Origin of the sequence: Sphingomonas qilianensis (genome assembly GCF_039614825.1) — a bacterium.
Classification (GTDB): domain Bacteria; phylum Pseudomonadota; class Alphaproteobacteria; order Sphingomonadales; family Sphingomonadaceae; genus Sphingomonas; species Sphingomonas qilianensis.
Window position 1 is genome coordinate 118,201 of sequence record NZ_JBDIMF010000002.1, and the last position, 11,924, is coordinate 130,124.

Here is an 11,924-nt window from a genome sequence, read left to right on the forward strand (position 1 = left end):
GACGGCTCGAACGGGATCGACCATCACTGCTCCCCGACTATGAACGAACTCAGCGCATCGGCCGTGCTGACAATCTCGATCTCCGGACAGAAACCGGGCGCCGCGCAGGCCATCTCGCGCGGCGGCGGAAGTCCTACCGCATTCAGGCGCGCGGCCGACTGAATTGCCGCGGCGACGATCTGATGCCGGTTCTCCGCGCGATCGTCGATGACCGCGACGATCGCCTGCGGTTCGCCAGTCATGCCGCCCAGTGCGGCCTCGTCGAAAACAGTTTGCCCATCGACCGCGCGACCGAAATGCACCCCCGCCCCGACCCCCGCTTCGATCCACTGCACCGCTACCGCCTTAGACGAGGCATCGAACGGTGAGCCCCCCGGCCCGAAGAACGCGAAAATCGGGGCCGCACCGGCGAGCAGCCCGGACAGCGAGGCAAGTGAGATCGCCCGCAGCGACGGGTCGCGGTTCGAGAGGAAGACGATTGTCGCACCGGCTGCTACGAGCTCCGATGCAAAGCCCGAAAATCCGGGCGAAAACGCGTCACGCTCCACGTCGCGGTTCCAGTAGCCGTTGCGGAGCTGTCCGTGCACCGACGAGGCAATCCAGGTTTCGCAAGCATCGCGATCCTGGTCGAACGGCAGGCCAGTGCGCGCTTCGAGGCAGGCGGCCATGAACACGCCGTATGCTGCGATTGCAGAAGATGTGTAACCCGGCAGCAGGGCATCTTGCTCGCCCCGCCAGATCGCCGCCAGTAGGTCGATCATCTCGGCGCAGCGCGGCGAAACCGGCATCTCGGTGATGGTCGGCACAAGCTGCATCAGCACATCGACCGATTTGGCGGGGGCGAGCAGCGTGGTCAGATCGAGATCGACGCAAACGACCGGCCGCAGTCCCGCCACACGGGCGTCAGAAACGCTGCCCAAAAGGCCACGCAAGACTTGATCCTGTTCGGCTTGGGCGACCCAGCTGTTGGCTTGGTGCCGGCCCCGCGCTTGTTCGCGAAAAGCGAGGAGATCGGATTCGGTAGGCACGCGCACCCCCCTAAAAAAATGAGGCTAGACCACGCCGCAAGCGCGAGCAATACTGCTTGGAGCCCAATTCTGTAAGCTTAAGGGGTAGGAGAACTATGCCAATCGAAGTATCGATTGAGTTTGATCGCCGCAAGGATTTCGAGCCGTTCTTTAACAACGAGCCGGTCGGTGCAGTAAAGTGGCTTGATTCGCTAATCACGACTGTGCGGGCGACGGGTAGCCTTGCCGATTCAATTGCGAGTTGGCTGCGGCCGCAGGTCGATGCGGCCGCGATCGCAAGCAATCGCGACGTCATCGTTGCGGTTGGCAAGGCCTTGACCGCTCCGTTCGCGAGCTTCTCGCTCGACGCGGTGCGCGCCTTCGGTCTGGAGGTTAGCGAAACTCCTTCGCCACCGATGCTGCGCGGGACAGTCCAGTTGGTTGCCACTACCAAGGAATTGGGACAGCGCCTGGTGCTGTCGGTCGGGCAGCGAGAGTTTCCGCTGGTCAGCAACGATGATCCGCTGGAGTGTTTTGCCGGCGACCTCAGTGCATTCGCCGGGGGGGCCTACGAAATCGCCGTGGTAGGTTGGCCCGACGGCACTGGACAGATCCACGTCCAGGAGGCTGCACCGATCATGGCCCTGCCCGGGCTCGACTGGAACGACTGGGCTCAGGGCCGCCTGTTCGATAATGGCGTGGTAGGCGGGCCAGTGGTGCTGCGGGTCAGCTCCGAGCGACAGATCGCGATCGACGATGCCGCGATGCAGGAGCGGCTGCGCCCGTTCATCGGTACCGGTGTCGTGCTCTACGGCAAGCGGGCGACCGGCGACAGAGCGGCGGTTGGCCTGTCCGCGCTCAACGAGCAGCTCTGGTTTCTTACCCGGTTGACCAATCCTGCCGACAGTGCCGCAGGGTATCCGGGCGCACCGCGACCGGCGGTCATAGGGGATCTCTGTCTATGCATTGGTGCGACGCCGCCGTGGAACTGGCAGGGCCCCAATGTCGAGACGCATATCATTGCCCCGGTCAACGCGGCCGCGCTCGCTAATACTGAAGAACGCCGCGTGGTCTTCGGCAAAGTAGTCGGCTCGCTTCCGCCAGGCTGGCCGAATCCGGTCGCGGGAATCAACCGCGTGATCGAGGCAAGCGCATGCGCCGAACCGCCGATCAGCACGGCTGCACATATCGCGACACGCCGTGCACCGCGCGGTACGTTGATCAAAACCTTGCGCGGCACTGTCGAACTGACGAGTGCCGAAAGGGCATTTGTGAGTTGAGTGCAAATTAGCCTTAGTCGCAGCTCAATTGTTGCTCGCTGGTCGCAACCGTCCGGTTTTGAAGCGTCCGCATTTGCGGTTGGACGCTCGAAGCGGACTGTCCGGCCCCCACAACAGTTGCGCCGTAGGCGATAAGACGGGACGTTGCCCCACGAGCGGCCGGATCTGGCGCTAGCTGTCGTTCAGCAGACCGTGCCGGAACGACGCCTTTGTCCCAACTTCTGCCGTCCCGCCCACCCGTTCGTCGACGGAAAAGACGCCCCCGTTTGGCGTTGAGTCTCCGCGACGCAGCGCAACTCGTCTTGCTACGTCCAGATTTTGGGGAAGATGACCAGCGTCGAAATTAGCAAGATGATGAAGCCGCCGATACCCGCCACCCAGAACAGTGACGCTTCGGCTCGGCCGGTCGGTGTGAGCACCAGCGCTTTGTATTCTGATCGAGGCAGATAGCGATACAGTCGGGATTGCCAACTGCGGCGGAGGTCGGCGAGCCATGCGGCAAAGCCGACAAACCCATGTTCGACCTCTCCTTAGGCGCTGAACGCTAGTCGCAATCAATCTGCTCTGGCAGTGGCATTCGCAGCGGATATGGCAAAGGTCATCAGAACGCAAGGTGAACGAGTTACTCCACCCGCCGATAAACAGTCGCGGTCGACATCCCCGTGTGGCGGCGCAGGTCGGCGATTCGGTCGCGCCGACGCTTTGTCGTCCGCACTGACTTGATCTCCGCATATCGGCCTCAAGGAGGGGCGGCTGTACTGAATACGCTACGGCGCGATAACTTGCCTTGCCGCCAGCAGATTCGCCAGCTCGTGCTTATAGCGAAACATTCCTCACCGCCGATCGCGATGCGCTTCGACATGGGCAGGTCGCTAACGCATTTGCCGCATATGTGGTGGGGGTCGGCATCCTTTGACATGATGCCACAATGGCCAAAGTGACGGTCCGACTGCTTCAGTTCATCGAGGATTGTAGCCCATCTCAAAACCCGACTTTCCGTACTTATTCCATACGGGCCGGGCAGCGAACTGCTAAGTGTCTGAAATTATGGTGCACCCGGCTGGATTCGAACCAGCGGCCTCTGCCTTCGGAGGGCAGCGCTCTATCCAGCTGAGCTACGGGTGCCGGCCAGATCAAGCGCGTAGCAAAGCCCCGCGATCGACGCTAGCCTGTTTAGTGCACCTTTAGCGCGCCCGCCGGATCTTCCCCAGCCGCACCTTGCACCGCGGGCGGCCCCGGATGCCGCGCAGGCGCTTACGCATCCGCTATTGTCTTGCAACGTGCGCTCTTCGGCGCGGCGGTCTTGGGCTTGAACGCACAGAGATCGCGGACGATGCAGCGCCAGCATTCTGGCGTCCGCGCCTTGCAGACATAGCGGCCGTGCAGGATCAGCCAGTGATGGGCGTCGACGCGGAACGGGGCGGGGGTGACCTTGTCGAGTACCAGTTCGACCGCGAGCGGGGTCTTGCCCCGCGCGAGGCCGGTGCGATTGCCGACGCGGAAAATGTGCGTGTCGACTGCAAAGGTCTGCTGCCCGAAGGCGACGTTCAACACGACATTGGCGGTCTTGCGGCCGACGCCGGGCAGGCGTTCGAGCGCGTCGTGGGTTGACGGCACCGCGCCGCCGAACTCATCGACCAGCATCCGGCTGAGCGCGATGACATTCTTGGCCTTGGTGTTGAACAGCCCGATGGTCTTGATGTGTTGTTTGAGCCCCTCCTCGCCGAGCGCGAGCATCTGCTCGGGCGTATCGATCTCGGCGAACAAAGCGCGCGTGGCCTTGTTGACGCCGATATCGGTGGATTGCGCGGACAGCGCCACTGCGACGACGAGTTGGAAGGGATTGCCGTACGCAAGCTCGGTTTGCGGATCGGGATCGTGCTCGGCCAGGCGGCGGTAAAACTCGAAGACTTCCGCCTTCTTCACAGGCCGAGCACTTCCCCCATGGTGTAGCGGCCCGGCGCCTTGCCGACGAGCCACAACGCTGCGGTGATCGCGCCCTTGGCGAAGATCGCGCGATCCTCGGCGCGGTGGCCGATCTCGATCCGTTCGCCGGTGCCGGCGAAAATCACCTGGTGATCGCCGGCGACCGAACCGCCGCGCAGCGACGCAAAGCCGATCGTGCCTTCGCTGCGCGCGCCGGTGAGCCCCGCGCGATCCGACACGCGGCTTTCGGCGAGCGTCGTTTCGCGGCCCGCCGCGGCGGCTTCGCCAAGCAATAAAGCGGTGCCCGAGGGCGCATCGACCTTGTGGCGGTGATGCATTTCGAGGATCTCGATATCCCAATCGGCGCCGAGCGCGGCGGCCGCCTCGCGCACCAATTTGGCGAGCAGCGTGACGCCCAGGGACACGTTGCCGGTCTGCAGCACGGCGATGTCGCTGGCGGCGGCGTCGATCAGCGCATGATGCGTGGGCGTCAGGCCGGTGGTGCCGATCAGGATGGGCGTGCCCGCCGCGCGCGCCGCGGCGAGCGTCGTCTCAAGCGCCGAGGGGGCGGAGAAATCGACCAGCACGTCGGCTTCGTTTGAGAGCCGCACGGGATCGCCGCCGGCATCGATCCCGCCGATCAGCGTGGCGCCCATATCGGGAATAACCGCGGCAAGCGCTTGCCCCATCCGTCCGGCGCTGCCGATGATGCCGATTTTCGTCATGAGTTATGCAGTCCGGAACTAGAATGTTAGGCTAAGGTCAGGCCTGGCGCATCGCGCGCCGGGCCGGCTTGGGGGCAAAGCGCCGCAACGTCGCCATGTCGTTGATGGTGCCATAAAGTGGGTCTTATTGGACAGAACTTTATGCCTCGTCTGTCGGACGATCGCCGGTGGGTTCATCACGCGGGACGATTTCCACCAGTGCATCGCCCGCTTGCAGCGCGCGCGCCTCGGGCTCCCAGAAGCCGTGGCAGGCGCCGTGGCGGTAAAGCCGCACGCCGAGGCCGGTGGTGAGCGCGGTGAGCGGCTTGCCCACCTCGTCGGCATGAACGAGGCGCTCGTGCAGCGAGACGCGACCATCCGCCGCGGCGAGATCGGCCATATAATCGGCGATATGCGGGCCGTGGGTGGAGCCGGCGAGCAACAGCCCGGCAAAGCTGGCCGGGTTGATCACCGTATCGGCGCCCGCCTGTCGCGCCAGCGGTTCGTTATCGGCCGAGCGGATGATCACGCTGATCGGCACGTTGGGCGCAACGCGGCGCGCGGTGAGCACGATCAGGATCGAGGTGTCATCGCGCCCCGCGGTGACGATCACTGCCTTGGCATGCGCCAGCTTGACCGCCTCGAGCGTGGCGTTGCGCGCGGCATCGGCGTGGATCACGGTGGCACCGCATTCCTTGGCCAGATCGAGCGCGGCCTCGCTGTCGTCGATCACCACGATCGAGCCGGGCGTAGCGCCGCGGCGAATCAGCTCGCTGACCGCCTCCGAGCCGCTGGTGCCGTAACCGACCACCACGATATGCCCGGTCAGTTTCTGCTGGATCACCGTCATACGCCACTTCTCCCACACCCGCTTGAGCAGGAAATCATACGCCGTGCCAAGAAAGATCAGCCACACGAACAGCCGGATCGGCGTGACCAGAAAGCTGTCGATCAGCCGCGCCTGCGTGCTGACCGGCACGATATCGCCATAGCCGACCGAGGTGATGGTGATGATCGTGAAATAGACGACATCGGGAAACGTGATCGTGCCATCGCTATTGTCGCGCAGGCCCGCCCGATCGAACCAGAAGATGGCCAGCGCGACCCCGATCAGGGCGAAGGCGAGCCCGATGCGCAGCAGCAGCGACAGCCAGGGCGGGGTGCTGCTCTTGCGGTGCAGCGTCAGATGATGATCGGGCTTGCGGGGACGCATGGCGCCGGGCTTAGCGGGGTTTGGGGTGGGGGGCTATGCCGGGCTGATCCTTTGCAAATCGGCGGCCCCACGGTACCGTCGCGAGGCTGATCCGGGGGGCATGCGGTGGACCAACGACACGAAATGTTATCGGCGCGCGAGCGGGCGGTATTGCGCCTGCTGGCGCAGGGGCATGATGCGAAATCCTCCGCGCACGCCCTTGGGCTATCGGTGCACACGATCAACGAACGGCTGCGTACGGCGCGGCGCACGCTCGGCGCATCCAGCAGTCGGGAGGCCGCGAGGAAGCTCGCCGAGATCGACGGCGCAAGGGCACAAGAAATTGGGGGCGAAATTTTCGGGGTTGGCGCGGGACCGCTCGGGGCTGAGGACGGCGGGCGCAGCGAGGCGGGCGGTCCGCTGCGTTCCGCTTTCATTATTTTGCCGGGAGCTTTCGTCATGATAATTATCGTTTCCGCCGGTCTTGCGGTGATCGGCAATCAGGCCGCGCGCAATGATCCGGCGGCATCCGACCGGCCCAGAATTGTGGCGACGCTGCCGGCGGCAGACGCCGTCATCCCGCCGGGACCGTTCACTCTGTCCGTCACTTTCGATCAGCCAATGCGCGACGGCAGCTATTCGTTCGTGCGGATCTCGCCCGATACATATCCGGATTGCGCGCCGCGCCCGACCCTGTCGGACGACGCGCGGACCTTTTCGCTGCGCTGCACGGCCAAACCCGGTGCGCGGTATCGCATCGGCTTCAATCGGTCACCCTATATGAACTTCACGGGACGTTCGGGCGTGCCGGCCCGGCCGATGGAGCTTGCCTTCGCTGTTGAAGGGAACTGACGCGCGCTAAAAAAGGCATGACCACTCGATGGTGATGTCGGCACTGGCGTCGTAAAGCTCTGCAATGCGGGACATCCAAAACATCGTAATCCTTACCGGCGCAGGGATTTCGGCGGAAAGCGGCATCGCCACGTTCCGCGGCCCCGGCGGCTTGTGGGAGGGGCACCGTGTGCAGGATGTGTGTACGCCGGAGGCGTTGGCGGATGATCCCGCGCTGGTGCATCGCTTTTATGATGGGCGGCGGGCGGCGCTGGCGGGTGTTGAGCCCAATACGGCGCATGCCGCGCTGGCGCGGCTGGATGCGGCGTGGGCGGGTGATCTGCTGATCGTGACGCAGAATGTCGATGACCTGCATGAGCGCGCGGGGGCCAAGCGGTTGCTGCACATGCATGGCGCGCTGAATTCGGCATTGTGCGCGGCGTGCGGCACGCGGCGGGCGTTTGCCGGGGCTATGCCGGTGGGGACGGTTTGCGACGCTTGTGGGGCGGGGGCGGTGCGGCCGGATATCGTGTTCTTCGGCGAATTGCCGCACGACATGGAACGGATCGAAGCGGCGGTGCAGGACTGCGATCTGTTCGTGTCGATCGGCACGTCGGGCGCGGTGTATCCGGCGGCGGGGTTCGTGCAGACGGCGCGTTATTACGGCGCGCGGACGATGGAGATCAATTTGGAGCCGTCGGCGGGAAGCGTGTTTTCAACGAGGTGCGGCTGGGCGCGGCGGGCGCCGTGGTGCCGGAATGGGTTGAGGAGATGCTGGCCTAAAATCCTCCCCTTTGCTCGGGAAGGGGGCGCGGCGTAGCTGGGGAGGGGTAGGCCTTGAGCGTCGCGCTGCTTCGTAACCCCTCCACCACTCGGCTGAGGAGCCGAGTGGTCTCCCTCCCCAGCCAAGCTGGGGGAGGAATTAGTCGACCCAGTCGAGCCCCATGTCGCGGTAGACGTCGCGTTCTTCGTCCCAGCCGGGCTTCACCTTGACGTGCAGATAGAGGTGCACCGGGCGGCCCATGATGCTGCTCAGTTCGGCGCGGGCGCGCGCGCCGATTTCCTTGATGCGGGCGCCGCCCTTGCCGAGCACGATCGCGCGCTGCGTGGGGCGTTCGACCAGGATCTGCTGGTGGATTTCGAGCGAGCCATCCTGGCGTTCGTTATACTGCTCGGTCTCGACCGCGCTCGATTGCGGCAATTCGGCGTGAAGCTGGAGATACAGCTGTTCGCGCGTGACTTCGCTGGCGAGGCTGCGCTCGGTCGCGTCGGAGACCTGATCCTCGGGATAATGCCACGGGCTTTCGGGCATGGCCTTGGCCAGATGCGCCTTGAGATCGGCAAGGCCATCGCCGGTGGTCGCGCTGACGAAAAAGGTTTCCTGGAACGGCACGAGCGCGTTCAATTTCTCGGCATGGACGAGCAGCTTGGCCTTGTCGGCGAGATCGACCTTGTTGAGGATGAGATATTTGGGCTCGGAGCGGCCGGCGATGCTCTCGACGATGCCGGTGACTTTTGACCCCAGCCCGCCCTTGGCATCGACCACCAGCGCGAGGATGTCGGCGCCCTCCGCGCCGCCCCAGGCGGCGGAGACCATCGCGCGATCCAGCCGGCGCTTGGGCTCGAAGATGCCGGGCGTATCGACCAGCAGCAATTGCGTGTCGCCCTCGATCGCCACGCCCATCAGCCGCACGCGCGTGGTCTGCGCCTTGGGGCTGACGATCGCGACTTTCTGCCCGACCAGCGCGTTGACGAGCGTGGACTTGCCGGCATTGGGCGCGCCGAGAATGGCGATCAGGCCGCAATGTTGTGTTGTTTCAGTCATTTTCTGGTTCCGTTGGTCAGCGTCGCCAGCAAGGCGGCGGCGGCGGCGGTTTCCGCTTCCTGTTTCGAACTGCCCTCGGCGGTCGCTTCGGCGAGCGTGCCGATGCTCGCTTTCACGGTGAAGCGCGGCGCGTGATGCGGGCCGGAGCGATCGATGATGTCATAGGCCGGAGTGCGGCGATTGTGCGCGGCGGCCCATTCCTGCAACGCCGATTTGGGATGCTGCGGCGCGACGCTCTGCGCCTTGACGCGATCCCCCCAGGCGGTGCGGATCGCGTGGCGCGCGGCGTCCAGCCCGGCATCGAGATAGAGCGCGCCGATCAACGCCTCCATGACGTCGCCGAGCACATTGTCGCTATCAGTCGCGCCATCGTCGCGCGCCTGCTTGCCAAGCTTGAGATGCTGCGCGACGCCCAGGCCCCGCGCGACATCGGCGCACACCGCGCCGGTGACGACCGCGTTGAGCCGCTTGGACAGCGCGCCTTCGGGTTCGCCGGGAAACAGCGTGAACAGCCATTCCGCCATGATGAGGCCGAGCACGCGATCGCCGAGGAATTCGAGCCGTTCGTAATTGGCCTTGGCCTGGCTGCCATGGGTCAGCGCGCGTTCGAACGGGGCGAGATCGGTCGGGCGGTGGCCGAGGATCGATTCAAGCCAGTCGCCCAAACTGCCGACGCCCAAATTTCCGATGGGGGATAGACTCAAAAGCCTTCCCCGATGCGGCTCCAGCGCGCGGCGGAGAACCAGGTCCAGGGCAGCAGCCAGGAGGCGCTGCCATCGGTGGAGAAGAAGCCGATTACTGCCTTGCCTTCGAGATTTTCGAGCGGGACCATGCCGATGCCCTGGCCCTCAACCTGCGGGAAGCGGCTGTCGGCGCTGTCATCGCGATTGTCGCCCATCAGAAAGGCGTGATCGGCAGGGACCGTGAAGATGCCGGTATCGTCGGCCACGGTGGTGCCGCGATCGAGCACGAAATAGCTGCGCCCGCCGGGCAGGGTTTCGCGGAAGCGCTCATAGCGGCAGATCGGCTGGCCGTTGGCGTCGGTATCGAGATAGGCCGCGCCGCACTCACGCTCGCCGAAATTGGGCGTCAGCGGAATGGTGAAATCGGCCACGCGGTCCTTGGGCACGGCCGCGCCGTTGAGGAACAATTGCCCGTCCCGCATCTGAATGGTGTCGCCGGGCAGCCCGATGACGCGCTTGATATAATCGACCTTGTTGCCCGGCGGCGCCTTGAACACGACGACATCGCCGCGTGTTGGCAGGCTCGCGAAGATGCGGCCGGGGATCAGCGGCACGCTGAACGGCAGCGAATGCCTGGAATAGCCGTAATTCCATTTCGAGATGAACAGATAGTCGCCGATCAGCAGCCGCGGCAGCATCGATTCGCTCGGAATGCTGAACGGCGAGAAGATGAAGCTGCGGAAGATCAGCACGACGATCGCCAGTTTCAGCAGGAAGGTCACCGTTTCGCGCGTCTCGGAGCGCGGTTTGGCGGGCGCGGCGGTGGCGCTGAGCGTATCGGTATCGGGCATGAAGCGCGGTTTGCGGCGGCGGCGGGCAAGCGTCAAGCTGGCGGTTGTAACGGGCAGCCGCTAGGCCGATCTAGAAGCCCACGAACCAATGCCGAGGTGAACGATGCCGACTGCCGACTGGAGCGCGATCGAGGCGCTGCCCGCCCCCAAGCTGACCGATCTGTTCGAGCAGGACAGCGGGCGGCTCGAGCGCTTTTCGCTGGATGTCGCGGGGCTGCATTTCGATTGGTCCAAGACGCATCTGACGCCCGAGGCAGTGACGGCATTCGCGGCGCTGGCCAAGGCGCAGGGGCTGAGCGCCAAGCGCGAGGCGCTGTTCGCTGGCGAGGTGGTCAATGTGACCGAGGGGCGTGCGGTCGAGCATACCGCCGAGCGTGGCGAGGGGGCGGAGGAAAGCGTTGCCAAGGCGCGCGCGCTGCAGGCGCGGATGCGCGCGCTGATCGATGCGATCGAAGCCGATGCGCTGGGCCCCGTGCGGCATATCCTGCATGTCGGAATCGGTGGCTCCGCGCTGGGGCCGGACCTGCTGATCGACGCGTTGGGCCGTGATATGGATCGTTACGACGTGGCGATCGTCGCCAATATCGATGGCGTGGCGCTGGAGGATGCGTTCAAGCGCTTCGATCCCGATGCGACCTTGCTGGTGATCGCCTCCAAGACCTTCACCACCACCGAGACGATGACCAACGCGACAAGCGTGCTGCAATGGATGACAGAGCACGGCGTGTCGGATGTGTACGGCAAGGTCGTCGCGCTGACCGCGGATCCGGACAAGGCGCTGGAATGGGGTGTCGATGAAACGCGCATCCTGCCGTTCAGCGAGAGCGTCGGCGGGCGCTATTCCTTGTGGTCGTCGATTGGCTTTCCGGCGGCGCTGGCGCTGGGCTGGGAGTGTTTCGAGGAATTGCTCGAAGGTGCTGCCGAGATGGACCGGCATTTCCGGCTGACCGCGTTGCACGAGAATGCGCCGGCGCTCGCCGCCTTTGCCGACCTGTATTACACGCAGGTGCGCCATGCCGAGACGCGTGCGACCTTTGCCTATGACCAGCGGCTGAAGCTGCTGCCGCCGTACCTCCAGCAACTGGAGATGGAATCGAACGGCAAGGCGGTGACGATCGATGGCGCACCGCTCGGCCGGCCTAGCGCGGCGATTACCTGGGGCGGGGTTGGCACCGAGGCGCAGCATGCCGTGTTCCAGCTGCTGCACCAGGGCACGCATCTCGTGCCGGTCGAATTCGTCGCGTGCATCGAACCGGGCGATACGCTGGGCGACGAGCATCACCGGCAATTGCTGATGAACGCGTTTGCGCAAGGGGCGGCGCTGATGGCGGGCAAGCAGACCGACGATCCCGCGCGCAGCTATTCGGGCGATCGGCCGAGCTCCACGATTCTGCTGGAGGATCTCGATGCCCGCTCGCTGGGCGCGCTGATCGCGTTTTACGAGCACCGCGTGTTCGTGAACGGCGTGCTGCTGGGGATCAATTCGTTCGATCAGTTCGGCGTCGAATTGGGCAAGGAAATGGCCAAGGCGGCGGTCGAGGGCGGGCAGAGCTTCGATGCCTCGACCGATGATCTGATCAAGCGGGCGTTTGGTTGATTTTTTACGGCGTCACCCCCGGACTTGT

Annotated in this window: 10 protein-coding genes, 1 tRNA gene and 1 pseudogene; 4 read left to right on the plus strand and 8 right to left on the minus strand. The window is 64.7% G+C overall.

What is annotated here, in order from left to right:
• Window positions 1-23 precede the first annotated feature (23 nt).
• Complete coding sequence (locus tag ABC969_RS07100) at window positions 24-1,028, minus strand: hypothetical protein (RefSeq protein ID WP_345863990.1); 1,005 nt, start codon at window positions 1,026-1,028, stop codon at window positions 24-26.
• A gap of 95 nt (window positions 1,029-1,123) precedes the next feature.
• Between ABC969_RS07100 and ABC969_RS07105 the strand changes: the two genes are divergently transcribed.
• Complete coding sequence (locus tag ABC969_RS07105; protein ID WP_345863991.1) at window positions 1,124-2,287, plus strand: hypothetical protein; 1,164 nt, start codon at window positions 1,124-1,126, stop codon at window positions 2,285-2,287.
• A 1,048-nt stretch (window positions 2,288-3,335) separates the two neighbouring features.
• Here the strand turns inward: ABC969_RS07105 and ABC969_RS07110 are convergent.
• The 4 genes from ABC969_RS07110 to ABC969_RS07125 form a co-directional block, all read right to left on the minus strand.
• Window positions 3,336-3,412: transfer RNA gene (locus tag ABC969_RS07110), tRNA-Arg, on the minus strand.
• Between the two features lie 129 nt (window positions 3,413-3,541).
• Window positions 3,542-4,213, minus strand: coding sequence for an endonuclease III (nth, locus tag ABC969_RS07115; protein WP_345863992.1), 672 nt, complete (start codon window positions 4,211-4,213; stop codon window positions 3,542-3,544).
• Window positions 4,210-4,938, minus strand: a complete 729-nt coding sequence (gene dapB, locus ABC969_RS07120; RefSeq protein WP_345863993.1) for a 4-hydroxy-tetrahydrodipicolinate reductase — start codon at window positions 4,936-4,938, stop codon at window positions 4,210-4,212. Before dapB ends, nth begins: the two co-directional genes overlap by 4 nt.
• Window positions 4,939-5,077: 139 nt before the next feature.
• Window positions 5,078-6,130, minus strand: a complete 1,053-nt coding sequence (locus ABC969_RS07125) for a potassium channel family protein (protein ID WP_345863994.1) — start codon at window positions 6,128-6,130, stop codon at window positions 5,078-5,080.
• A gap of 123 nt (window positions 6,131-6,253) precedes the next feature.
• On the opposite strand from ABC969_RS07125, the gene ABC969_RS07130 reads away from it, so the two are divergent.
• Together ABC969_RS07130 and ABC969_RS07135 are read left to right on the plus strand one after the other, a co-directional pair.
• Window positions 6,254-6,961, plus strand: coding sequence for a LuxR C-terminal-related transcriptional regulator (locus tag ABC969_RS07130; protein WP_345863995.1), 708 nt, complete (start codon window positions 6,254-6,256; stop codon window positions 6,959-6,961).
• A 64-nt stretch (window positions 6,962-7,025) separates the two neighbouring features.
• Window positions 7,026-7,723, plus strand: a pseudogene (locus tag ABC969_RS07135) (NAD-dependent deacylase).
• 139 nt (window positions 7,724-7,862) lie between these two features.
• On the opposite strand, the gene era reads toward ABC969_RS07135, so the two are convergent.
• From era to lepB, 3 genes are read right to left on the minus strand one after another with little or no spacing between them, the layout of a single operon-like run.
• Complete coding sequence (era, locus tag ABC969_RS07140) at window positions 7,863-8,765, minus strand: GTPase Era (protein ID WP_345863996.1); 903 nt, start codon at window positions 8,763-8,765, stop codon at window positions 7,863-7,865.
• Complete coding sequence (rnc, locus tag ABC969_RS07145; RefSeq protein WP_427916126.1) at window positions 8,762-9,469, minus strand: ribonuclease III; 708 nt, start codon at window positions 9,467-9,469, stop codon at window positions 8,762-8,764. The genes era and rnc overlap by 4 nt, the downstream gene beginning before the upstream one ends.
• Window positions 9,466-10,299 (minus strand): signal peptidase I, encoded by an 834-nt coding sequence (gene lepB / locus ABC969_RS07150; RefSeq protein WP_345863997.1) that lies wholly within the window; start codon window positions 10,297-10,299, stop codon window positions 9,466-9,468. The genes rnc and lepB overlap by 4 nt, the downstream gene beginning before the upstream one ends.
• Window positions 10,300-10,402: 103 nt before the next feature.
• On the opposite strand from lepB, the gene pgi reads away from it, so the two are divergent.
• Window positions 10,403-11,896 (plus strand): glucose-6-phosphate isomerase, encoded by a 1,494-nt coding sequence (pgi, locus tag ABC969_RS07155; RefSeq protein ID WP_345863998.1) that lies wholly within the window; start codon window positions 10,403-10,405, stop codon window positions 11,894-11,896.
• Window positions 11,897-11,924: the final 28 nt, after the last annotated feature.